The sequence below is a fragment of the Otoolea muris genome (assembly GCF_943193115.1).
Classification (GTDB): domain Bacteria; phylum Bacillota; class Clostridia; order Lachnospirales; family Lachnospiraceae; genus Otoolea; species Otoolea muris.
Genome location: NZ_CALPCY010000007.1, coordinates 16,130 through 38,525, shown reverse-complemented (window position 1 = coordinate 38,525; position 22,396 = coordinate 16,130). Strand labels below are relative to the sequence as shown.

Annotated in this window: 21 protein-coding genes and 1 tRNA gene; 18 read left to right on the top strand and 4 right to left on the bottom strand. The window is 54.0% G+C overall.

Annotated features, from left to right (window positions below; translation table 11 throughout):
- The first annotated feature begins 123 nt into the window (after nucleotides 1-123).
- Nucleotides 124-363 carry a helix-turn-helix domain-containing protein gene (locus tag NFS31_RS06400; protein WP_160226175.1) on the top strand — a complete coding sequence of 80 codons (240 nt, stop codon included), beginning with the start codon at nucleotides 124-126 and terminating at the stop codon, nucleotides 361-363.
- Between the two features lie 54 nt (nucleotides 364-417).
- On the opposite strand, the gene upp is transcribed toward NFS31_RS06400, so the two are convergent.
- Nucleotides 418-1,047 carry a uracil phosphoribosyltransferase gene (gene upp / locus NFS31_RS06395; protein WP_251492742.1) on the bottom strand — a complete coding sequence of 210 codons (630 nt, stop codon included), beginning with the start codon at nucleotides 1,045-1,047 and terminating at the stop codon, nucleotides 418-420.
- A gap of 16 nt (nucleotides 1,048-1,063) precedes the next feature.
- Entirely contained in the window at nucleotides 1,064-1,858 is a 795-nt protein-coding gene (locus NFS31_RS06390; RefSeq protein WP_251492740.1) for a hypothetical protein, read from the bottom strand.
- 278 nt (nucleotides 1,859-2,136) lie between these two features.
- On the opposite strand from NFS31_RS06390, the gene NFS31_RS06385 reads away from it, so the two are divergent.
- From NFS31_RS06385 to NFS31_RS06375, 3 genes are all read left to right on the top strand, one after another.
- Nucleotides 2,137-2,847: an IMP cyclohydrolase gene (locus NFS31_RS06385; RefSeq protein ID WP_251492738.1), complete on the top strand. Its 711-nt coding sequence runs from the start codon at nucleotides 2,137-2,139 to the stop codon at nucleotides 2,845-2,847.
- 392 nt (nucleotides 2,848-3,239) lie between these two features.
- Complete coding sequence (locus tag NFS31_RS06380) at nucleotides 3,240-4,418, top strand: phosphoribosylaminoimidazolecarboxamide formyltransferase (protein ID WP_251492736.1); 1,179 nt, start codon at nucleotides 3,240-3,242, stop codon at nucleotides 4,416-4,418.
- A gap of 7 nt (nucleotides 4,419-4,425) precedes the next feature.
- A complete protein-coding gene (locus NFS31_RS06375) occupies nucleotides 4,426-5,544 on the top strand; it encodes a ComEC/Rec2 family competence protein (RefSeq protein ID WP_251492734.1) in 1,119 nt (372 codons plus the stop codon).
- Between the two features lie 170 nt (nucleotides 5,545-5,714).
- Here the strand turns inward: NFS31_RS06375 and NFS31_RS06370 are convergent, their stop codons facing one another.
- The gene (locus NFS31_RS06370) at nucleotides 5,715-6,692 is read right to left on the bottom strand and encodes a DUF262 domain-containing protein (protein ID WP_251492732.1); all 978 of its coding nucleotides are present in this window, start codon (nucleotides 6,690-6,692) and stop codon (nucleotides 5,715-5,717) included.
- Nucleotides 6,693-7,066: 374 nt separating this feature from the next.
- Between NFS31_RS06370 and nifS the strand changes: the two genes are divergently transcribed.
- The 5 genes from nifS to NFS31_RS06345 all read left to right on the top strand — a co-directional run bounded on the left by nifS (nucleotide 7,067) and on the right by NFS31_RS06345 (nucleotide 11,467).
- On the top strand, nucleotides 7,067-8,257 hold the full coding sequence (nifS, locus tag NFS31_RS06365) for a cysteine desulfurase NifS (RefSeq protein WP_251492730.1): 1,191 nt from the start codon (nucleotides 7,067-7,069) through the stop codon (nucleotides 8,255-8,257).
- A gap of 66 nt (nucleotides 8,258-8,323) precedes the next feature.
- Nucleotides 8,324-8,761 (top strand): Fe-S cluster assembly scaffold protein NifU, encoded by a 438-nt coding sequence (gene nifU, locus NFS31_RS06360; RefSeq protein WP_251492728.1) that lies wholly within the window; start codon nucleotides 8,324-8,326, stop codon nucleotides 8,759-8,761.
- A gap of 10 nt (nucleotides 8,762-8,771) precedes the next feature.
- Complete coding sequence (gene mnmA / locus NFS31_RS06355) at nucleotides 8,772-9,851, top strand: tRNA 2-thiouridine(34) synthase MnmA (RefSeq protein WP_251492726.1); 1,080 nt, start codon at nucleotides 8,772-8,774, stop codon at nucleotides 9,849-9,851.
- Entirely contained in the window at nucleotides 9,848-11,092 is a 1,245-nt protein-coding gene (locus tag NFS31_RS06350) for an N-acetylmuramoyl-L-alanine amidase (RefSeq protein ID WP_251492724.1), read from the top strand. The genes mnmA and NFS31_RS06350 overlap by 4 nt, the downstream gene beginning before the upstream one ends.
- An 18-nt stretch (nucleotides 11,093-11,110) precedes the next feature.
- Nucleotides 11,111-11,467: a cupin domain-containing protein gene (locus NFS31_RS06345; protein ID WP_251492722.1), complete on the top strand. Its 357-nt coding sequence runs from the start codon at nucleotides 11,111-11,113 to the stop codon at nucleotides 11,465-11,467.
- Between the two features lie 143 nt (nucleotides 11,468-11,610).
- Here the strand turns inward: NFS31_RS06345 and NFS31_RS06340 are convergent.
- A tRNA-Ser gene (locus NFS31_RS06340) sits at nucleotides 11,611-11,701 on the bottom strand.
- 102 nt (nucleotides 11,702-11,803) lie between these two features.
- Here NFS31_RS06340 and NFS31_RS06335 point away from each other — a divergent pair.
- From NFS31_RS06335 to tsf, 9 genes are all read left to right on the top strand, one after another.
- Entirely contained in the window at nucleotides 11,804-12,976 is a 1,173-nt protein-coding gene (locus NFS31_RS06335) for an aminotransferase class I/II-fold pyridoxal phosphate-dependent enzyme (RefSeq protein WP_251492720.1), read from the top strand.
- Between the two features lie 4 nt (nucleotides 12,977-12,980).
- Complete coding sequence (locus tag NFS31_RS06330; RefSeq protein WP_251492718.1) at nucleotides 12,981-13,484, top strand: VanZ family protein; 504 nt, start codon at nucleotides 12,981-12,983, stop codon at nucleotides 13,482-13,484.
- A 31-nt stretch (nucleotides 13,485-13,515) separates the two neighbouring features.
- Nucleotides 13,516-14,274, top strand: a complete 759-nt coding sequence (gene truA, locus NFS31_RS06325) for a tRNA pseudouridine(38-40) synthase TruA (RefSeq protein WP_251492716.1) — start codon at nucleotides 13,516-13,518, stop codon at nucleotides 14,272-14,274.
- Nucleotides 14,275-14,430: 156 nt separating this feature from the next.
- Nucleotides 14,431-15,021, top strand: a complete 591-nt coding sequence (locus NFS31_RS06320; RefSeq protein WP_251492714.1) for an RNA polymerase sigma factor — start codon at nucleotides 14,431-14,433, stop codon at nucleotides 15,019-15,021.
- Nucleotides 15,018-16,577 (top strand): anti-sigma-I factor RsgI family protein, encoded by a 1,560-nt coding sequence (locus NFS31_RS06315; RefSeq protein WP_251492712.1) that lies wholly within the window; start codon nucleotides 15,018-15,020, stop codon nucleotides 16,575-16,577. The genes NFS31_RS06320 and NFS31_RS06315 overlap by 4 nt, the downstream gene beginning before the upstream one ends.
- Nucleotides 16,577-17,125, top strand: a complete 549-nt coding sequence (locus tag NFS31_RS06310; protein ID WP_251492710.1) for a Gx transporter family protein — start codon at nucleotides 16,577-16,579, stop codon at nucleotides 17,123-17,125. The genes NFS31_RS06315 and NFS31_RS06310 overlap by 1 nt, the downstream gene beginning before the upstream one ends.
- A gap of 297 nt (nucleotides 17,126-17,422) precedes the next feature.
- On the top strand, nucleotides 17,423-18,934 hold the full coding sequence (gene galT / locus NFS31_RS06305) for a UDP-glucose--hexose-1-phosphate uridylyltransferase (RefSeq protein ID WP_251492708.1): 1,512 nt from the start codon (nucleotides 17,423-17,425) through the stop codon (nucleotides 18,932-18,934).
- Nucleotides 18,935-19,771: 837 nt separating this feature from the next.
- Nucleotides 19,772-20,512 carry a 30S ribosomal protein S2 gene (gene rpsB, locus NFS31_RS06300; protein ID WP_251492706.1) on the top strand — a complete coding sequence of 247 codons (741 nt, stop codon included), beginning with the start codon at nucleotides 19,772-19,774 and terminating at the stop codon, nucleotides 20,510-20,512.
- Nucleotides 20,513-20,666: 154 nt separating this feature from the next.
- A complete protein-coding gene (gene tsf, locus NFS31_RS06295; protein ID WP_251492704.1) occupies nucleotides 20,667-21,605 on the top strand; it encodes a translation elongation factor Ts in 939 nt (312 codons plus the stop codon).
- The last annotated feature ends 791 nt before the right edge of the window (nucleotides 21,606-22,396 follow it).

The window sequence follows — 22,396 nt, the reverse complement described above, 5'->3', positions numbered from 1 at the left end:
AACGGGCCGGCAAAAAAAATCTGGAAAAAATTGCCATAAGATTACGCTGAGGACGATGTATCGCCCGGTTTTCTCCTGTTTTTCGTATAAACTATGTGCATACGAAAGACAGGAGGATGCAGCATGCAGGTACGTGAGGCAACAATTATACGAATCCGTGAGCTTCTTAAACGGGAACGGCTCACTTTATATGCATTGGCCTATAAGACAGGGATGCCAACGTCCACACTGAAGTGTATCATCAATGGGCGCAGCAAAAATCCCGGGATTGTGAATATCCAGAAGATAGCAGAAGGCTTCAATATGTCGATTCGGGAATTTTATGACAGCGAGCTGTTTGATAATTTGGATCAGGAAGATTGAAGAGACGGCCGGATCGGGCGGCGGCAAAAGATATGGCTGCCGCCGCCCGGTTGACTATTTTGTCCCGAAAATCCGATCCCCGGCGTCGCCCAGGCCCGGACAGATATAAGCGTCGCCGTTTAGGCAGCGGTCTACATGGCCTGTGTAGATCTGGATATCCGGATGCGCCTCGTGAAGGCGCTTTAATCCTTCAGGCGCGGCGATGATGGACATAAATTTAATGGTCCGGCCGCCGTGCTCCTTGATAAAACGGACGGCCTCCACCGCCGAGCCGCCGGTAGCCAGCATGGGATCCGTGACTACAATGGTGCGCAGCTCGATCGGCGTCGGAAGCTTGCAGTAATACTCATGGGGTTCGTGCGTCTCCTCGTCCCGGTACAGGCCGATGTGCCCCACCTTTGCAGAGGGAACCAGGGCCAGAATGCCGTTCACCATGCCGAGCCCGGCCCGGAGGATGGGGACAACGGCCAGCTTTTTGCCGGCCAGCATAGGGGTCATGCACGTTTCAATCGGCGTCTCCACCTCCTGATCCTCCAGGGGCAGATCGCGCAGGGCCTCATAGCCCATCAGCATGGAGATCTCCTCGATTAGAGAACGGAATTCATTGGTTCCGGTCGCCTTGTTCCGGAGAATGGAAATCTTGTGCTGGATCAGCGGGTGATCAAGGATCGTTACATTTTTCATAGGAAAGCCTGCCTTTCTATTTGTTGTCAGGACTGTAATGGATGAGCACATATCCGCCGGCGGCCTGGCTGACCGGAAGGCTTACATACACGACGCCCTGTTTTTCATAGCTGAATATCTCGGGCCACCCCTCACCGCCCGCGGAAAAATCGGCTGCCTTAAGCTTATTATAGTAGTATTCCACCGTGCGGTCCGACGCGTTCAGCTCGCTGCGGATGCCCTCCTCATTCCCGGCCGCATCCGACAGCTTATAATCGCCGGACACGATATAGCCGGCCACGGTATACGCATCCGTAAAGTCGGGAAGCCCGAGATTTTCCATGGTATCCAGATCAAGGGTATTAGTATAGAAGAAGCGCTCTTCTCCCCCCGAGCCGGAAGCTGCGCTTCCCCTGTAGGAAACCGTGACGCGCTTTAAATTGACTGCCTCGACCGTCGCCCTCACGGAAAACGTCTGATCCGGGAATGCCTTTGCGACAGCCAGCGCGTTGTTCTTTAAAATCGCGTTCGCCTCCTCCTGCCTGGAGCTGTCCTTCATGCCGGAAATCTGCGGATACTGCACAGAAGAGCTGCCGATCTGTTCGGTTTTAAGCTCTGTCTTTAAGGCAGCGCTGTCAGACGGCGCCTGAGAAACCGCTTCGGAAGGGGCGTCGGTCTGTTTAACCGGGGAAGTTTCCTTCATGGATTCCGTCTCCACAGCTTCCGTGGTGTGCAGGGAGGAGAGATCCACAGGCTCCCTTTTTTTACAGCCGGAAATCGCCATGGCGGACAGGGCGGCGAGTATCAGGATGGGGATGGTTTTTTTTCTCATATGTATATGGCCTCCTTTTGTGGTGGGGTTTATCTGAACTGCATCTCCATTGTAACGTAAAATGTTGGGAAATAGTATTGCAATTTTCTTAAGTTTTATCCCCGGCGGCCCTTTCACGCATCCTATCACGCATCCTCCGCCATCCGCACAAATAGTCCTTGAAGAACCACATACCAATATGCTATCATTAAAGACGGCAAAGCCTGAAACCACACGCTTTCAGCGCCGAATGCCGCTGACGCACCGCATTTGACATGAGTAGGAGGTTTAAAACCAGTATGAAGATGTTATCCATTGCAGAAGAATTAAAACGTAATTCCTACCCCGGCCGGGGGATTGTGCTGGGGCGTTCTGCCGACGGGAAGAAGGCCGTGGCCGCTTATTTTATTATGGGCAGAAGCGAGAACAGCAGAAACCGCATCTTTGTGGAGGACGGGAACGGGATCCGCACCCAGGCGTTTGACCCGGCTAAGCTGTCGGATCCGAGCCTGATTATCTATGCGCCGGTCCGCGTCCTGGGAAATAAGACGATCGTGACCAACGGCGATCAGACGGACACGATCTATGAGGGGATGGATAAGCAGCTTACCTTTGAACAGTCCCTGCGCTGCCGTGAGTTTGAGCCGGACGCCCCGAACTATACGCCGCGTATATCCGGGATCATGCATATGGAAAACGGGGCCTTTAATTATGCCATGTCCATTTTAAAGAGCAGCGACGGCGATCCGTCTTCCTGCTGCCGTTATACCTTTGCCTATGAGAATCCGGTTGCGGGAGAGGGCCATTTCATCCACACCTATATGCACGACGGCGATCCCCTTCCAAGCTTTGAGGGCGAGCCGAAGCGGATTGCGGTCCTGGACGATATCGACGAATTCACTGAGCTTATCTGGGACAGCCTGGATGCGGAAAATAAGGTGTCTCTTTTTGTGCGCTATATCGATCTGGCCGCACAGGAGACAAATTCCCGGATTGTCAATAAAAATTAAATTATTATTAAGAACAGAATATTAAAAAAATTATGTTAAGTATGTCACAATTCAGACAAACGTATTACAAGGCTTTCGGCGGGATGAGATTGACGCCAGGCCCGCTGATAACGTAGCCTGCGCCAGCTTCTGTATCCATTAGGAACCCGTAGAAAACCGCCGGCGCTTAGCGAGGCTTTTCGAGCTTAGCGTCCGCTGCGCTTTTCTCCGAGCGGAAGCGGGGTTCCGTTGGATACAGAAGCTGGCGCAGGCGGCCCCTTAGCAATGAACCATAGCTCACATACATCTTAACAAATGCTATTGCAACCTAAACGGTTACAAACACATAACAGTTCAGACAACCGGTACGGTTACTGAACCCCAATGTTTAACCTACGACAAGGAGGAACCATATGAATGAACTGGAGTTAAAATACGGGTGCAACCCGAATCAGAAGCCGTCGCGTATCTTCATGGAGGACGGCGGGGAGCTCCCTATCCGGGTGCTGAGCGGCCGTCCGGGTTATATCAATTTTCTGGACGCCTTTAACGGCTGGCAGCTTGTGAGGGAGCTGAAGGCGGCGACGGGCCTGCCGGCGGCGGCATCGTTCAAGCACGTATCCCCGGCGGGCGCCGCGGTGGGCCTGCCCATGGACGAGACGTTAAAAAAGATTTACTGGGTGGATGATATGGGGGATCTCTCGCCGCTGGCGTGCGCCTATGCGAGGGCGAGAGGCGCGGACCGGATGTCGTCCTTTGGGGACTTTATCTCTCTGTCCGATGTCTGCGACGCGGACACGGCCCGTATTATCAAGAGGGAGGTTTCGGACGGCGTGATTGCCCCGGGCTATACGGATGAGGCGCTGGAGATCCTGAAATCCAAGAAAAACGGAAATTACAACGTGATTGCCATTGATCCGGATTACGTTCCGGCCGCGGCGGAGAAAAAACAGGTATTTGGCATCACCTTTGAGCAGGGCAGAAATGAGCTTCGGGTTGACCGCGCGCTTCTTGAAAATATTGTCACGGAAAATAAGGAGCTTCCGGACCGCGCGAAGGTGGACATGATGATTTCCCTTATTACCCTGAAATACACGCAGTCGAATTCGGTCTGCTATGTAAAGGACGGCCAGGCGATCGGCATCGGCGCCGGGCAGCAGTCCCGCGTTCACTGTACGCGGCTGGCCGGGCAGAAGGCGGACAACTGGTTCCTGCGCCAGGCGCCGCAGGTGCTGGAGCTTCCGTTTGTGGACGGGATCAAGCGGGCGGATCGCGACAACGCGATTGATGTCTACATCGGAGAGGAGTACATGGATGTCCTGGCAGACGGGGCGTGGCAGAGGATTTTTAAGGTAAAACCGCCTGTATTTACCAGGGAGGAAAAGCGCTCCTGGCTTGACCGGATGCAGGATGTCGCCCTGGGATCGGACGCCTTCTTCCCGTTCGGGGATAACATTGAGCGCGCCCATAAGAGCGGCGTGCGCTATGTCGCCCAGCCGGGAGGCTCTGTCCGCGACGACCAGGTAATCGAGACGTGCAACCGGTACGGTATGGTGATGGCCTTTACCGGGATCCGTCTGTTCCATCACTGATGCGGCTATGAGATATATAAAAAAGCTTTGCGCGCTGTTTCTCCTGCTCGTATTCGCGGTAAGCTGCGCGTCATGCGCAGTCCCCGCCGACACTGTTTCGCGCGAGCCGGGTCGGATGGAGGCGCATTTTATTGATGTGGGGCAGGGCGATTCAACACTGATTATCTGTGAGGGCAAAACGATGCTGATCGACGCCGGCGACGACAGCCAGGGAACCGCGATCCAGAACTACCTGCAGAAGCAGGGTATAAAAAAGCTGGATTATCTGGTGCTGACGCATCCGGATTCGGATCATATCGGAGGCGCTCCGGTCATTATCACGAAATTTGACATCGGACAGGTGTTTATGTCTGATTATAAAAAGGATAATAAGACGTACGAAAAGCTCATAAAGGCCCTGGAATACAAGCGGCTGTCGTATCAGACGCCAAAGGTCGGCTCCGAGTATGCGCTCGGCGCGGCCAGCATCCGGATCCTGGGCCCGGCAGGGAAATATGGGAACCCCAATGATGCGTCGGTTGCCCTGATGATTCAGAACGGGGATAACCGTTTTCTGTTCACCGGGGATGCGCAGGAGGAGGCGGAACAGGATATGGCGGAAAGCATCGGCGACCTGTCTGCCGATGTGTACCATGCAGGCCATCACGGGAGCAAAACCTCCACCTCAGAGGCATTTTTTGAACGTGTGAGGCCGTCGTGCGCGGTGATAAGCTGCGCGGAGGGCAATTCCTACGGGCATCCGCATGCCCAGACTCTGAACACCTTCCGCATGAACGGGGTAAAGGTCTACCGCACGGACGAGGAAGGAACGATCATTGCCGTCTCCGACGGGAAGGAGATCCGTTTTGACGTCCCGCCGTCGGAAACCTGGAAGGCAGGAGAGCCCACAGGCTCGGCGGCTTCCGGGAAAAAGGGAGCAGGCGAAAAGAGCGGTTCGGAGGAAGAGGAGAACGGGGGCGGGCCGTCCGGCGGGGAAGAGCCAGCCTATATCCTGAATACAAAAAACAAAAAGTTTCACAGGCCGGAGTGCGATTCCCTTCCGGCCGTCAACCGGAAAAAGTCGTCCGAAAGCCGCGAAAGCCTGATTTCACAGGGATATGAACCGTGTAAGCGGTGTAATCCCTGATAGGTAGCTTTCAGTCTGCGCCGCCTGGTTTTCCGCGCCGAAACGTGTGCAGACAGCTAAAAAAGGTACGTGCGCTTCTTCATAGCGCACGTACCTTTTTTAGCTGTCTGCACACGGGCGTTCAAAGAAAGGCCCGCGCGGCAAAAAATGCTGCCAAAGCGGCGGCGGCCTTACATTTGATTGACCGCATTGTCAAAATAATCGAGCCTGCCCTTTACCATATCCGCGCTGGAGGTGCCTGCGCCGTTACAGAACCGTATGTATTCCTCATTCGAGTCATATGAATCGATAAACTCGCGCAGCCACTCAAGATAGCGCTCTGCGTTTCTGTTTTCATTCAGCACGCGGTACATGCCGTAGCACGCCATGGGCACAGAAGTCTGCTTTAAGCGGACCGAATCCTCAAATGCCCCGTCCAGCCTGTCAAGGGCCTGCCGGATCCGGTTTACCGTATCCTCATTCACCTTATCATTATAGGATGCAATAAACTTCTGCCTGTCCGCCTTGCGGAAGGACACAGGAGCCTGTTCCCCGCCTTTTTCCGTGAGCATCAAAAGCTCGATCACAACCAACAGATCCGTCGAATTTTTAAGCTGCGTCGGGGAAAAGGTCTTTTCAAAAAACGGGTGCGAGACAAGCCCGGATATCGCGTCGCTGAGCTCGTCCGACATATCGGGCGTCATTTTCTGCGACGCATTCAGCGGTTTGCCGGAATTCAGACGGCGGAACATCTCCCGTACATCCTTATCCGTGTAATCCGTAATTTCACACACCTGAAGCTGCGCGGCCATCAGCTCATCCTGCACCTTTTCATCCAGCCTGGAAAACTTCCTGCCCGCAATCTCATAAGACTCGTTGTCAATCACAATCGGATCGAGATTCTTGGAAAGCCTGTAGCCGTCTGCAATAAAGCTGGCAATGCTGTATAAGCGCTGAACTCCGTCAATCACATACTGCTTGCCGTCCTCAATAACGGTGTATGTGGGATTGATAAGATATCCCCTCAAAAGGGAATCAATCAGAAGCGATTTCTGAGAACTGTTCCACACTCCCTCGCGTCTCTGGAGCTTGTGGGTAAACAAAATGTTCCCGCGCTTAATTTTGTTGGTTATTGTCTGAACAGGTTTATTTGGGGTCGAAATCTTCATGCATTACCTCCGGATTTAATCAGAATTGATTATTTTTTATTGTTTTAAGAGTATCATAACAGGGGGGATTTGTAAATAGAAAACGGGCGAAAGGTCGCTGGAGCGGTAACAGTTCAGAGAGCCTGATATGCTTTTTTGCTGAAATACATCTTCCAAATGTATATGAAATATTCATTACATCTCACCTTATCCCAGGCCGCCTCATATGATACAACAGGAAGCCCCCGTCCGGGCGGCTTTCCACAGGCTGAACAATTTTTTAACAGTCGTTGATGGTTCTTGCTTGTAATTTCTAAAAATTGCTATATAATAGAAACCGTAGATGAAGCTTTTACCTTTATTACTACAAAAAAGAAGAAAGGCGGATTTGTAACATGAAAGAAGTAATTTATCTCGACAACGCGGCGACGACGAGGACGAAGCCGGAGGTTGTCGGGGCAATGCTTCCGTATTTCACGGAATTTTACGGCAACCCCTCCTCTGTCTATGAGTTTTCGGCGGAGCCGAAGAGGGCGATTGCACACGCCAGGGAGACGATTGCAAAGTCGCTCGGCGCGAAGACGAATGAAATATATTTTACAAACGGCGGAACCGAATCGGACAACTGGGCTCTTGTGGCGACAGCAGAGGCGTACCAGGATAAGGGGAAGCATATTATCACGAGTAAAATCGAACATCACGCCGTTTTGCACACCTGCGAATACCTGGAGAAGCGCGGCTTTGAGGTGACGTATCTGGATGTGGATGAGTTTGGCGTTGTAAAATTAGAGGAGTTAAAGAAGGCTGTCCGGCCGGATACGATCCTGATTTCAATTATGTTTGCAAACAATGAGATCGGGACGCTTGAGCCGATCCGGGAGATCGGCGCGATCGCAAAGGAGAGGGGCGTTTTGTTCCACACAGACGCGGTACAGGCATTTGGCCACGTCCCGATCGATGTGGATGAATACCACATTGACATGTTAAGCTCCAGCGCCCATAAGCTGAACGGCCCGCGGGGCGTGGGTTTTCTCTACATCCGCACAGGCGTAAAAAGCCGTTCCTTTATTCACGGCGGCGCGCAGGAGCGCAAACGCCGCGGCGGCACGGAGAACACGCCGGGGATCGCCGGGTTCGGGAAAGCGGTGGAGATGGCGATGGAGACTATGGAGGAGAGGACGAAAAAGGAGCGCGCGCTCCGGGATCACTTAATTGAGCGGGTGATGAAGGAAGTGCCTTTCACGAGGCTGAACGGCCATCCGGCGGACCGCCTCTCGAACAACGCCAATTTCGCGTTTCAGTTTATTGAGGGCGAATCGCTGCTGATTATGCTGGATATGGACGGGATCTGCGCCTCCAGCGGTTCTGCCTGTACGTCAGGCTCCCTTGATCCGTCCCATGTGCTTCTGGCAATCGGCCTTCCGCATGAGATTGCCCATGGGTCCCTGCGGCTGACGGTGAGCGACGAGATTACGCGGGAGCAGATTGATACGACGGTGGAGAGCATCAAACGGATTGTGGACCGCCTGCGCTCTATGTCGCCTCTTTATGAGGATTATATGAAGAAGAACGGGAAAAAACAGTAATTGTTCAGACAACCTGGACGTTACAGACAATAACGGATCAAAGGACAGAGAGGAGAGCCATTTTATATGTACTCAGAAAAAGTAATGGATCATTTCCAGAACCCAAGGAACGTCGGAGAGATAGAGGACGCGAGCGGCATGGGAACCGTGGGCAACGCCAAATGCGGGGACATCATGCGGATTTATCTGGATATTGACGATAATCAGATCATCCGGGACGTGAAGTTCAAGACTTTTGGCTGCGGCGCCGCGGTCGCCACGAGCAGCATGGCCACGGAGATGGTGAAGGGAAAGAGTATCCGCGAGGCCATGCAGGTGACGAACAAAGCGGTGATGGAAGCGCTTGACGGATTGCCTCCTGTTAAGGTACACTGTTCTTTGCTGGCAGAAGAAGCCATTCATGCCGCTTTGTGGGATTACGCGAAAAAGCATGGCATTGAGATAGAGGGGCTTTCACAGCCAAAGAGCGATATCGGCGAAGAAGAGACGGACGAAGAGTATTGATTGGAATTGGATGAATAAGAAAAAAGTAGTGGTCGGCATGTCCGGAGGGGTAGACTCCTCCGTGGCTGCCTGGCTTTTGAAGGAACAGGGATATGACGTGATTGGCGTGACCATGCAGGTCTGGCAGGACGAGAGCCCGGAGGCCATGGAGGAAAACGGGGGCTGCTGCGGCTTAAGCGCCGTGGAGGACGCCAGAAGAGTGGCCGAGCGCCTGTCGATCCCGTATTATGTGATGAACTTTAAAAAAGAGTTCAGAGAACACGTCATGGATTATTTCGTGCGGGAATACGTGTCGGGGAAGACTCCCAATCCCTGTATTGCCTGCAATCGTTTTGTGAAATGGGAGTCGCTTCTGGCGCGCAGCCTGGAGATCGGGGCGGATTATATTGCCACCGGCCATTACGCCAGGATTGAGAAGCTTTTAAACGGCCGTTTTGCGGTGAAGAAATCCGTCACGGCGGCCAAGGATCAGACCTATGCGCTTTATAATCTGACCCAGCGTCAGCTTTCGCACACGCTGATGCCGGTCGGTTCATATACAAAAGAGGAGATCCGCGATATGGCGGGACGGCTGGGCCTTACAGTGGCCGGGAAGCCGGACAGCCAGGAGATTTGCTTTATTCCGGATCATGATTACGCAAAATTTATTCAGGAAAACACGGATTGCCGGATTGAGGAAGGCAATTTTATCGATAAAGACGGCCGCATACTGGGCCGGCATAAAGGCATCACCCATTACACCGTGGGGCAGAGAAAGGGTTTGGGCCTTTCGATGGGACGCCCTGTCTTTGTGACAGAGATCCGCCCGGAGACAAATGAGGTGGTGATTGGAGAAAATGAGGATGTATTTTCAGAGAGGCTTTTCTGCAGCCATGTAAACTGGATGGCAATAGAGGGCCTGTTTGGGGAAGAGATGCGGGTGACTGCCAGGATCCGCTACAGCCATAAGGGCGCTCCCTGCCTGATCCGCGAGACAGACGACGGACGGGTGGAGTGTATATTTGACGAGCCGCAGAGGGCGGCTGCGCCGGGACAGGCGGTGGTGTTTTACGATGGGGATCTGGTGGTCGGAGGAGGAACCATCTTATGATAAAAGAATTCTGCGGCAGGAGGGCGGGTCTTCTGCTCTGCGCCTGTCTGGCCATGGCCGGCCTTTCCGGCTGCGCGGCCTATAAAGAGATTGATTTGACAAATGGACAGGAAACGGTAAGCGGCCGGGAGGCCGGGGATATAAAAAGGCAAAATGGCGGGGAGGCGGCGCAGGGCGAAAGCGCCGGCGCTCCGGGAGACGGGATTGTGACGCACAGCGTAACGCTGGAGGATGAGAGAAGCGCGATGGCCGCGGACGGCGAGGCCGTGGCGGATGTGAGCTCCCTGGACAGCGGCATCACCATGGCAAACGGGTTCACGGAGGTGGACGAGACGGTTGTGATCACGCAGGATCTCGTAAATGTGCGCGCCGGATGCGGGACAGAGTACGAGGTGGTGACACAGCTAAACCGCGGAGACAGCGTGAAGCGGACCGGCTACAGCGACGGGTGGAGCCGGATTCTCTATAAAGATCGGACATGCTATGTGCTGTCGGAGTTTGTCATGAAGGCCGGCGCGTCCGGGCCGGCCGACGGCTGGGCGGAGAGCGTATCCGCCTTTGAAAACGGGGAGGCCGCGCCGGCAAGGTCCATCGAAGCGCCGGCGGCGTTCAACGGGCGGATCATTGCCATCGACGCAGGCCATCAGACAAAGGCAAACCCGGAAAAGGAGCCGATCGGCCCCGGCTCCTCGACCATGAAGGCCAAGGTCGAGGCCGGAGGAGAGGGCGTTTCAACCGGGATCCCGGAATATAAGCTGACCCTGGCAGTCGCCTTTAAGGTAAAGCGGATCCTGGAGGAACGGGGCTATCAGGTGGTGATGATCCGCGAGAGCAATGACGTGAATTTAAGCAATGCCAAGCGGGCGGAGATGGCGAACCGCAGCGGCGCGTCAGTTCTGGTGAGAATCCACGCCAATTCGCTTGACAACGCCACGGTTCACGGGACGCTGTCCATGTGCCAGACGGCGAACAATCCGTACAACGGCGATCTGCACAGCCAGAGCTATTCCCTGTCAAAAAAGGTCACGGACAGCATCTGCGCGGCGACCGGCTTTAAAAACCGCGGCGTGCAGGAGACAGACACCATGAGCTGCATCAACTGGAGCGAGATTCCGGTCACGCATGTGGAGATGGGCTTTATGAGCAACCCCGAGGAGGATCAGAAGATGGCCCAGGATGAGTACCAGGAGCTGATCGCAGGGGGAATTGCCAACGGGATTGACGCATATTTTGCAGAATAAGAAATAAAGGAGACATTGATGAAATATCCGTTCATTAAAAATGTACATCACGAGGAGGTCTTCTCCCTGGCCGGGCAGGTTCAGGCTGCGCAGGGCCAGATTGTGAGCAAAACGCTGGCCCAGAATCGGGCGGTCAGCGTGACGCTGTTTGCGTTTGCACAGGGCGAGGAGATATCCACGCACGATTCAAAGGGAGACGCGTTTGTAACCGTGCTGGAGGGATGCGGGCGCTTTACGGTGGACGGGACGGACTATCTGGTCCATGCCGGGGAGGCGCTGGTCATGCCGGCACAGAAGCCGCATGCAGTTTATGCACAGGAGGCGTTTAAGATGATGCTCACGGTCGTTTTCCCGGAGGACGGGGCGCAGGAGTAAGGCGGCTCCCTCACGGTTTCCCCGGCCCGCATATTCCGCCATTAATTTTATAACAGATCATCGGGATATGAACCGTGAAAAAATAAAGACCAACAAAAAAACTCCCCGCAGCGGGCTGTGGGGAGTTTTCGATATGTAAAAAGCGGAGACGGAGGGATTCGAACCCTCGTACCGGCTCAACGCCGGTAAACTGATTTCGAGTCAGCCCCGTTACGGCCGCTTCGGTACGTCTCCGGACAGGCAGTGATTACTGCGTCTTTTGTATTATACCTGATCATTTTGATTTTGTCACCTATTATTTTTTTAAAAATCCAGAAATATACAGGAGGAAAAAACGTGAAATTTGCAAGACGGATGGATCGGTTTGGGGAGGGCGTGTTCTCCATGCTGGCCCAGATGAGGGATAAGCGGGCGAAAAAGGGAGGGGCGATCGTGGATCTGAGCATCGGAGCTCCCAATATTCCGCCGGCGCCCCATATTTTAAAGGCGCTCAGCGAGGAATGCCTTGTGCCTGAGAATTATTTGTATGCGATCAATGACACAGAGGAGCTTTTGGAAGCGGCAGCCGCCTGGTATCAGAGGCGCTATGGCGTGTCCCTGGATCCGGGAACCGAGATCTGCTCGCTTTTGGGCTCCCAGGAGGGGCTTTCGCATATTGCGCTGTCAATTGTGGACGAGGGCGATGTGGTTCTGGTTCCGGATCCCTGTTATCCGGTCTTTGCCGACGGGCCGTCGCTGGCGGGGGCAAAGCTCGTGTATATGGAGCAGAAGAGGGAGCGCGGTTATATCATCGATTTGAAGGCGATTCCCGAGGAGGCGGCCAGGGCGGCGAAGCTGATGCTCGTATCCTACCCCAATAATCCGACAACGGCCGTGGCGCCGGATTCGTTTTATGAGGAGCTCGTTGCCTTTGCCAGGAAATACGAGATCATTGTGCTGCACGACAACGCGTACAGCGAGCTGGTGTTCGACGGCCGTACATGCGGGAGCTTCCTTGCCTTTCCGGGGGCAAAGGAGGTGGGCGTGGAATTTAATTCCCTGTCAAAGACGTACGGCCTGGCCGGGGCGCGGGTGGGCTTTTGTATCGGGAACCGCGAAGTAGTGGGGCGTCTGAAAACGTTAAAGAGCAATATGGACTATGGGATGTTTCTCCCTGTCCAGAAGGCGGCGGTTGCGGCCGTGACCGGGGATCAGGCGTGTGTGGCGGCGACGAGGGCCGCGTATGAGAGAAGGCGCGACTTGCTCTGCGAAGGCTTTGGCCGCATCGGCTGGCCGATCGAAAAGCCGGCGGGGACGATGTTTGTGTGGGCCGGGCTCCCGGCCGGGTTTGACAGCTCGCTTTTGTTTGTGCAGGAGCTGTTTGAGAGATCCGGCGTGCTGACAACGCCTGGCAGCGCGTTTGGCCCCTCGGGCGAGGGCTATGTGCGGATGGCGCTGGTACAGGACGAGGAGGCCATCGAATGCGCGCTGGCGGCTGTGGACGCGTGCGGCATTTTGAAGGGGAGATGAGGGAATGGGTAAGGCGAGGCGCTATATCTGGCAGGCAGTCCTGATCCTTTATATTGCGTTTATTTTTTCAAATTCTCTCACGCCGGCGGCGAGATCCTCGGCGGAGAGCGGTTTTGTGATGGCAAAGATCCATGCGCTTTTGGGGGCGATTGGGATGAGGGACGTGTCCTGGCTGACAGAGCATCTGATCCGCAAGGGAGCGCATTTTACGGAATACACGCTGATGGGAATTCTGCTGTTTCGGAGTATGAAAACACTGGATTGCGGGAAGATAGTAATAGTGAGGAAGATCCATGAGGCCGCTGCGTTTATGATTCCCTTTGTGGACGAGACGCTTCAGCTCTTTACAGAAGGCCGTTCAGGGCAGATAAGCGACGTATGGCTCGATATGTGCGGCGTCGCGGCCGGTCTTTGTATTTCGTGGGTAACCGTTCAGATCGGCGTGCGCCTTCACCGCGCCGGCCGTGCGAAACGCAGCGGCCGCGGGCTTACTGGCGGATGGATTTAAAGAGGGCGCGGCAGGGAGGTTTGAGGAGACTGTGAGAGGAACTAATATAAAGATTGTCCTTCAGTATGACGGGACGCGCTATGACGGCTGGCAGAAGCAGGGGAATACGGACAGGACCATACAGGGAAGGCTGGAGCGCATCCTGGAGCGGATGACGGGACAGCCGGTGGAGGTGTATGGCTCGGGGCGGACGGACGCGGGCGTGCATGCCCTGCGGCAGACGGCCAATTTCTATCTTCCCCCGGACAGTCAGGGGAAGGAATGGACGCCGGAGGCGGCGCGGGATGCGCTGAACCGGTATCTGCCGGAGGATATCGCTGTTTTGGAGGCAGATCATGTTCCGGAGCGCTTCCACAGCCGCCTGCACGCAGTGTCAAAGACGTATCTGTACCGGATTGAGACGGCAAAGCGGGCCGATGTATTTCAGCGGAAATATGTTTACATATTGGGAAGGACGCTGGATGCAGACGCGATGGAGCGCGCGGCCCTCTTCCTGGCCGGGAGGCATGATTTCAGGGGGTTTTCTTCCCTGAAGCGGACCAGGAAATCCACGGTCCGCACACTGGATCTGCCGGAGATCCGGACAGAGAAAAGCCGGGTGGAGCTTCGCTTTACGGGGGACGGCTTTCTCTACCATATGGTGCGGATCATGGCCGGGACGCTGATAGAGGCGGGGCTCCATGAGCGGAGCGCCGAATCGGTCAGGGAGGTTCTTGAGAGCGGGGACCGCTCGCTGGCAGGATTTACCGCCCCGCCGCAGGGGCTGTTTCTGGCGGATGTGCGTTATTAAAATTCCACCTGCGCTAATCCGACGTCTCGCCTGCATTGCTATAAATGACATGCAGGCAAGTCATTGGATTGCAACCGCACAGGTGGAAAAATTTCCAAAGCATGCAATAAGATACGGTTTTGGTGCATTAAACAAGTAGAAAGGAATTCATGGTCCATGTTTTTGATGGGGATATTGACAGCCTTAGACGAGCCGGCCGCTTATGACAGGATGAGCGACGAGAAGCTGCTTTTACTGGTCGCCAAAGGGGATCAGGATGCATTTTTGCGGCTCTACCATAATACAGATAAGACGATATACGGCTTCATTTTATCCATAATGCGCAGCCCGCAGGATGCGGAGGAGGTCATGCAGGAGACGTATTTAAAGGTCTGGACCAGCGCGGGAAGCTACAAGTCGCAGGGAAAGCCCCTGGCCTGGATGTTTACCATCGCCAGAAATCTCTGTTATATGAAGTTCCGCGATCAGAAGCATGTGGCCGATATCGGCCTTGCCGATTTATCGGAGATGGAGACAGGGGAATTCTGTCCTCAGATTGAGGACGCGGCGGATAAGCTCGTGCTTCACGCCGCGCTCTGTATCCTCGGCGAGGAGGAACGGCAGATTGTGCTGTTACATACAACAGCGGGGATGAAGCACCGGGAGATCGCGGCGGCCTTGCAGCTTCCGCTTCCCACCGTACTGTCCAAGTACAATCGCGCCATGAAGAAACTGCAAAAACATTTGAGAGAGGAGGAAGGACATTGACCGATCATTCGGACCTTAAATGGAATAATGACGAGATAGCCGGGCATCTTCGATCGGCAGTGGAAGCCCTGACTCCGGATGTTCTGAGCAGGATTGATTTCACGACGCCCCAGGAGATTTACGCCGGGCCGTCAAAAACCGTAAGGCTTTACAGGAGGATGAGGACAGCCGCGCTCGCGGCGGCCGCGTGCCTGGCGCTGGCGGTCGTGAGCGGGGGCGTAGCGGGCTACCAGAACCGGAGAGTGGATTCCGTGATCGGGATCGACGTGAACCCCAGCATCGAGCTGTCCGTGAACCGGAGGGATAAGGTGCTGCGCGCAGAAGCATTGAACGCAGACGCCCGCGAGGTGCTTGACAACATGGATCTGGAGAATGTCGATCTGGATATTGCGGTGAACGCGCTGATAGGATCCATGGTGCGCCATGGCTATTTAGACGACCTGGACAATGCGATTCTGGTGACTGTGGCGAATAAGGATACGGAAAAAGCGGCTGTCCTGCGCCAGGATGTGGTGATTGACATCGAGGCGTCCTTGGAGGAGCACAAGGTACAGGCCGTGGTCTATGATCAGCAGGCCCTGGATAAAAGCGAGGTGCAGGAGCTGGCGCAGGAATACGGCATCTCCTACGGGAAGGCGTATTTCCTCTGGGAGCTGATCGAGGAAAATGATTTAAGCCATGAGGAGATGGAAGCCTTTTCCGGCATGACCATGGAAGAGATTGCCAGGGAGATCGCGGAGCGCTCCTACAGCGTGCGCGGCGGCAATGAAGCGGACGCCGGGGCGCGGGAAGGCGGTGAAACCGGTATGGAATCCTCATTTGAAAGCCGTCCGCCCGCATCGCAGACGACATGGGAGGAGACGCCGGAGGCGTCCTCTGAGAGCGCGTCGCCGGAGCCGGGCAGCGCGGCGCAGGATACATCCGCGCCAGCGGAAAGCGCGTCGCAGACAGCCGCCACAGAGCCGGCCCTGACGCTCCCGGAAACTACGGAGAGCTTTGTGGAGGACGAGACAGGGGGAAAACGCGTCCGCATCGATTATGTGGACTTTGAGAACGGCTATTTAAACGTCATATTCCGTGAAAAGGTCAAGTGGAAAAATCCGACCATTTCCGTGACGGACGAGAACGGCCAGAGCTATCCGGCCCGCATTGAAGACACAGGCCCGGATTCCTGCGGAATCTCCGTCAAAGGGCTGGAGGGCGGACGGGACTACAGCTTCACGCTGGGCGGCGTGGCCGTGAGGGAAGGCGGCGCGACCGGAAGCGTCAGGGGCTATTTTGACACGCCTGACATCGCAGACGAGCTCCTGGAAAGCCAGGAGACGGAGGACGACGGGGAGGATGACGACGACGGCGGCAGGGAAAGCGGCGCCAGCCGTGAGGACGACGATAATGGGAGCGGGACAGACGTCTCCCGAGCGCCGTCGGATCCTTCCGGCTCGGACACGGAGGACGCGGCCCGGCCTGACGCGGCGCAGGGCGCAGAGCCGGAAGCGGGAACGCAGGAGCCGTCCGGAAGCGATGCGCCGGACAGCGCGCCCGGGGAGTCTTTATAATGCGCCCGGGGAGTCAGGACAGGGCTCCTGATACGAAAAAAAAGGGGACCAAAGCAGGAAGAATGGCGCTGTACGGCATGATGACAGCGCTGGCCTTCCTGTTCGGCTATGTGGAAAGCCTGATCCCCATCCATTTCGGCGCGCCGGGCGTAAAGCTGGGACTGGCGAACCTGGCGGCCATTGTGAGCCTTTATCTGCTCGGCGGGGCGGCGGCGGCAGGGATTTCGCTGGTCCGCGTGATCCTGACAGGATTTACCTTCGGAAACCTCTCTATGATGCTCTACGGGCTGGCAGGCGCGGCCCTCAGCCTTCTCGTTATGTCCATCCTGAAGAAAACGGATCGTTTCGGGTGCGTCGGCGTCAGTGTAGCCGGCGGCGCGGCGCACAATATCGGCCAGATCGCGGTGGCGTGCCTGGTTCTGGAGAGCGCAAGCCTTCTGTACTACCTTCCGGCGCTTCTGGCGGCTGGCACGGCGGCGGGCTGTGTGATAGGCTGCCTGGGAGGGATCGTGGTGGAACGGCTCTCGCGGTATTCCTCATTCCTGTAAGAAAGCAGATGTAAATCCCCCTGATTTGTGCTATACTGTAAAAAATGGTATCAGTTCAGGCAGGTCTGCGCGCCTGCTGCGCTGACCGTACGGAAACGTGGCGGCAGCAGGCATATGTCCCATCGCGAAGCGATTTCCACGGGCAGATGCCGTAACAGTTCAGGTTGTCTGAACTGTTACAAAAAATGAATCACTGTAACCATCCCCCCGGACAGTCTGCGAATGGCGTTCTAACCTGCGCGGCCCGCCGGACGGTTACAATTCCTTACTATTACAGCCCATAACAGGAGGAGCAAAATGGTTTACGGAGCAATCAAAAAATTAATCCAATACGGCCTCGGCACAGGTCTGATTACAGAGCGGGATCGGATCTATGCCACTAACCAGATCCTTGACGTTCTTCACATGGATGAGTACGAAGAGCCGCAAGCGGAATGTGGCGAGGTGAATTTGGAGGAGACGCTTAAAGAGCTGATGGATTACGCCCACGCAGAGGGGGTTCTTCCGGAAGACAGCATCGCCTACCGGGATTTATTTGATACCAGGCTCATGAACTGCCTGATGCCAAGGCCAGGCGAGGTGACGGATCGTTTTTGGGAGATCTACCGCACGCAGTCGCCCCGGGCCGCCACGGATTACTACTATAAGCTGAGCCAGGATTCGGATTATATCCGCCGCTACCGCGTCTGCCGCGATATGAAATGGACAGTGGAGACAAAGTACGGCGAGCTGGATATCACAGTCAATTTATCCAAGCCGGAAAAGGATCCGGCGGCCATTGCTGCGGCGAAGCTGGCGAAGCAGAGCGGGTATCCCAAGTGTCTTCTGTGCATGGAAAATGAGGGCTACGCGGGCCGCTTAAACCATCCGGCCAGAAATAACCACCGCATCATTCCGCTCACAATCAACAAGAGCCAGTGGGGCTTCCAGTATTCTCCGTATGTTTATTACAATGAGCACTGCATTGTATTTAACGGGATGCACACGCCGATGAAGATTGAGAAGGCGGCGTTTATTAAGCTCTTTGATTTTGTAAAGCTGTTCCCGCACTATTTCCTGGGCTCAAACGCGGATCTGCCGATTGTGGGCGGATCGATTTTAAGCCATGATCATTTCCAGGGTGGGAATTATACATTTGCCATGGCCAAAGCGCCTGTCGAAGCGCATTATGCAAACGATGAATTTCCGGATGTGGAGGCGGGAATTGTGTACTGGCCCATGTCCGTGCTCCGGACAAGGGCCAAGGATCCGGACCGCCTGATCGAGCTGGGCGACAGGATTTTATCCGCCTGGAGAAGCTACACGGACGAGGAGGCCTTTATCTATGCAGAGACGGACGGAGAGCCGCACAATACGATCACACCCATTGCCAGAAAGAACGGGGAGTTTTACGAGCTGGATCTGGTGCTGCGCAATAACATCACGACAGAGGAATTCCCGCTGGGCGTTTACCACCCCCATCAGGAGCTTCATCACATCAAGAAGGAGAACATCGGCCTGATTGAGGTGATGGGCCTGGCGGTGCTTCCCTCAAGGCTTAAGGAGGAGCTGGCCGCTCTGGGGGAGGCGATCGTAAAAGGCGCGGATATCAGGAAAAATCCGGAGCTTGTAAAGCATGCGGACTGGGTGGAGGAATTTCTTCCCCAATATGAGAAGATCACAGCGGACAATGTGGATGAGATTCTCAAAAAAGAGGTGGGCCTTGTATTTGAGAGAGTATTGGAGGACGCGGGCGTTTATAAGTGTAACGCCGAGGGAAGAGAGGCGTTTGGGCGCTTTTTAAGGAGCGCCGGCTTCCGGAAAGCTTAGAGCGTGTGTTAAAAGTAAAAGGAACCGTTCCGACCGGCGCGCCTGCTGCGCATATGTGTCTGAACGGTTCTTTTTGCCGCTGCCAGCCAGCCCGATTGCGCCGGGATGTACAGAGGCTGGTCCTGAATCAGCCTCTGTACATCCCGTCCGGCTGGTATGCATGCTGCATAAAAGCAGCGATTCCGTCCGGCGTTGTCTGAACCGTTAAATCTGCGGATTCAATGTGAGTATGCCTGCCGTCCGGTACGCAAGGGGTGTCGCCGCAGATCTGCGGCAGAGTTTCTGCTTCGGAATGATCTTCCGGAATTTGATCCGCAGATTCGCTTGCAGATGTATGATAAGGAGTCTGGTTTCCCAGTCCGGCAGCGCTTGAATGGCCGATTTGTTCATTACAAAATCAGTGAAATAAAATGCTGCGATAAATACTTAAAAAAGACAAATCTGAAACGAAAATACGCTCATAAAGTGAATCATATTTTACAATTTTACTGTAACATATCCCTAATGGAAGATCAATGATTTATGAAAAATCCATAAAAAAATTGTGCATTATATCTATTTTATTAAAAGGCTTTTTGGCTATATGGTATTTTTGTTTTATAAATCATGAAATAAAGAACGGCTTTTAGCCATTGAATCTATTTCCGCGGGGGGTTACATACGGCCTGCCTCTGTAAAAATTGCTTGCATGAAACCGCTCTGTATGCTATAGTAGAACAGTCAAAAAACACGCTGATCGGATTCTTAAGGACGGTGCCCCGTATTTTTACATGAGCGGAGTCCCAGAGGAAGCATGAGATGACAGCGGAAGAACAACCAAAACGGAGGAAAAGAGATATGAGCGTTATTTCAATGAAGCAGTTACTGGAAGCAGGAGTACATTTTGGACATCAGACCAGAAGATGGAACCCCAAGATGGCGCCGTATATTTACACAGAGAGAAACGGAATCCACATTATTGATTTACAGAAATCTGTAGTCAAGGTGGACGAGGCGTATAAGGCAGTCGCAGATATCACGGCTGACGGAGGTACGATTCTGTTTGTCGGCACCAAGAAGCAGGCGCAGGATGCGATCCGCACAGAGGCTGAGAGATGCGGTATGTTCTATGTAAATGAGAGATGGCTGGGCGGCATGCTGACCAACTTTAAGACGATCCAGAGCCGTATCGGCAGATTAAAACAGATTGAGGCCATGTCCGAGGACGGAACCTTTGATGTTCTTCCCAAGAAGGAAGTTATCGCTCTGAAGAAGGAGTGGGAGAAGCTGGAGAAGAACCTTGGCGGTATCAAGGAGATGAAGAGAATCCCGGATGCCATCTTTGTTGTGGATCCGAAGAAGGAGAGAATCTGTGTTCAGGAAGCTCACACGCTCGGCATTCCGCTGATCGGCATCATTGACACCAACTGCGATCCGGAAGAATTAGATTATGTGATTCCGGGCAATGACGATGCGATCCGCGCGGTTAAGCTCATCGTATCCAGAATGGCGGACGCTGTGATCGAGGCGAGACAGGGCGAAGCGGAGGCTGACGGATTCAACGGCGAGATGGACGCGGATTCCGAGCAGAACGTATAAGAGCCGGTATCCGGCGGGGCATGTCAGTGAATAATTCGATATGGCGGAAGGCCCTGAGATTTAGATAATATAGAGTTGAACCTGTTAAATGGCAGCACAATCCGGCGCGGGCCTTTCCTCGCCGGAAAACAGAATAGTTACGGAGGGATTGAAAATGGCAGCAGTGACAGCCGCAATGGTAAAAGAGTTACGTGAGATGACAGGAGCCGGTATGATGGACTGCAAGAAAGCTCTTGCAGCTACAGACGCCGATATGGATAAAGCAGTTGAGTTTTTAAGAGAAAAGGGCCTCGCAGGCGCCGCTAAAAAGGCGGGACGTATCGCGGCAGAGGGTATTGTTATGACAACGCTGTCTTCTGATGAGAAGAAGGCGGTTGTCGTAGAGGTAAACGCTGAGACGGATTTCGTTGCAAAGAACGAAAAATTCCAGAGCTATGTTGCAGATGTTGCAGCCCAGGCGCTGAACACAACAGCAGCGGATATCGACGCGTTTCTGGCTGAAAAGTGGGAGAAAGATCCGTCCCTGACCGTGGCGGAAGCGCTTTCCTCCCAGATCTCTGTCATCGGCGAGAACATGAAGATCAGAAGATTTTCACAGCTCGAAGAGGCGAACGGCTTTATTGCCTCCTATATCCACGCTGGCGGAAAGATCGGCGTGTTAGTGGATGTGGAGACAGATGTTGTCAATGACGCGGTAAAGGAGATGGCTAAAAATGTGGCCATGCAGGCCGCTGCCTTAAAGCCGCTGTACACAAACCGCGACGAGGTGGACGCTGATTACATCGAAAAAGAGAAAGAGATTCTCACAGCAGCCGCTAAAAACGAAAAGCCGGATGCGAACGACAAGATCATCAGCGGTATGGTGATGGGCCGTATCAATAAAGAGTTAAAGGAAATCTGCCTTCTGGATCAGGTATATGTAAAGGCGGAAGACGGAAAACAGAGCGTAGGTCAGTATGTTGCCGCAGTGGCAAAGGCCAATGGCGCGAAGATTGCTGTAAAGAAATTCCTTCGCTTTGAGACGGGCGAGGGCCTGGAGAAGAAGGAAGAGAACTTCGCGGAGGAAGTGGCGAAGCAGATGGGGGCTATGTAATATAGCCAAATTAAGTTTAATAGGAAAAGTTGGAGGGCTTCAGAGAGATCTGGGGCTCTTTTTCTTTTATGGAGATGGAGATTTGGATTGCAGAATATGCATGTATTTGTGAAAGATAGTTTAAAAATAAACTGTTTTGACAATATTTTAAACTTGACAGAAAGAAAAAATTATTATACTATAAATTAAGAATGTAGCAAAACAGTTTGAAAACAAACTATTTTAAATAAAAAATAAACGGTAAAGCAGTATGAAATTATATTTTGAATTACTAAAATATCCAGTATTCACAATGGAATATGTAAGTCAATACTATGATAACATTGAAAGTGCGCGTTCGGCGGTAAAGCGTTTGATAAAGAGTGGTCTTGTAGTAAAGATATCTTTCCTTAACAAGAGCACACAAAAACACAACAATTCAATGGACTGTCAACCTTACGCAAAACACCGCTTCCGACAAAAATCGGAGCGGTGTTTTTGTATATCTTCTGGACACCGTGACCAGAAGTGACCACGCCCATTTCCCCCGCTTCGTCCACGGCGGCTCTGCTGGATGTATCCCCCGTCGCCGCGCCACCCATAGCACAGCCGGGACTGCCTGTCAAGGGCAAAGCCGCCGCCGTGCGGCGGTGCTCCGCACCCTTGACTGGCTGTCCCGGCTGTGCTACCTCCTAAGGCGCGACGGGGGATATATCCTCCAGAGCCGCCCCCTTTCCCTGGATAGGGAAAGGGCGGGGGGATAGGGTCGAACCGCTTCCTCTCAAACCGCTGTCTTTCCACGGCTGATGTGT

Coding starts and splice junctions, on each gene's coding strand:
- NFS31_RS06400 (WP_160226175.1), top strand. CDS start 124: ATGCAGGTACGTGAGGCAACAATTATACGAATCCGTGAGCTTCTTAAA.
- upp (WP_251492742.1), bottom strand. CDS start 1,047: ATGAAAAATGTAACGATCCTTGATCACCCGCTGATCCAGCACAAGATT.
- NFS31_RS06390 (WP_251492740.1), bottom strand. CDS start 1,858: ATGAGAAAAAAAACCATCCCCATCCTGATACTCGCCGCCCTGTCCGCC.
- NFS31_RS06385 (WP_251492738.1), top strand. CDS start 2,137: ATGAAGATGTTATCCATTGCAGAAGAATTAAAACGTAATTCCTACCCC.
- NFS31_RS06380 (WP_251492736.1), top strand. CDS start 3,240: ATGAATGAACTGGAGTTAAAATACGGGTGCAACCCGAATCAGAAGCCG.
- NFS31_RS06375 (WP_251492734.1), top strand. CDS start 4,426: ATGAGATATATAAAAAAGCTTTGCGCGCTGTTTCTCCTGCTCGTATTC.
- NFS31_RS06370 (WP_251492732.1), bottom strand. CDS start 6,692: ATGAAGATTTCGACCCCAAATAAACCTGTTCAGACAATAACCAACAAA.
- nifS (WP_251492730.1), top strand. CDS start 7,067: ATGAAAGAAGTAATTTATCTCGACAACGCGGCGACGACGAGGACGAAG.
- nifU (WP_251492728.1), top strand. CDS start 8,324: ATGTACTCAGAAAAAGTAATGGATCATTTCCAGAACCCAAGGAACGTC.
- mnmA (WP_251492726.1), top strand. CDS start 8,772: ATGAATAAGAAAAAAGTAGTGGTCGGCATGTCCGGAGGGGTAGACTCC.
- NFS31_RS06350 (WP_251492724.1), top strand. CDS start 9,848: ATGATAAAAGAATTCTGCGGCAGGAGGGCGGGTCTTCTGCTCTGCGCC.
- NFS31_RS06345 (WP_251492722.1), top strand. CDS start 11,111: ATGAAATATCCGTTCATTAAAAATGTACATCACGAGGAGGTCTTCTCC.
- NFS31_RS06330 (WP_251492718.1), top strand. CDS start 12,981: ATGGGTAAGGCGAGGCGCTATATCTGGCAGGCAGTCCTGATCCTTTAT.
- NFS31_RS06320 (WP_251492714.1), top strand. CDS start 14,431: ATGTTTTTGATGGGGATATTGACAGCCTTAGACGAGCCGGCCGCTTAT.
- NFS31_RS06310 (WP_251492710.1), top strand. CDS start 16,577: ATGCGCCCGGGGAGTCAGGACAGGGCTCCTGATACGAAAAAAAAGGGG.
- galT (WP_251492708.1), top strand. CDS start 17,423: ATGGTTTACGGAGCAATCAAAAAATTAATCCAATACGGCCTCGGCACA.
- rpsB (WP_251492706.1), top strand. CDS start 19,772: ATGAGCGTTATTTCAATGAAGCAGTTACTGGAAGCAGGAGTACATTTT.
- tsf (WP_251492704.1), top strand. CDS start 20,667: ATGGCAGCAGTGACAGCCGCAATGGTAAAAGAGTTACGTGAGATGACA.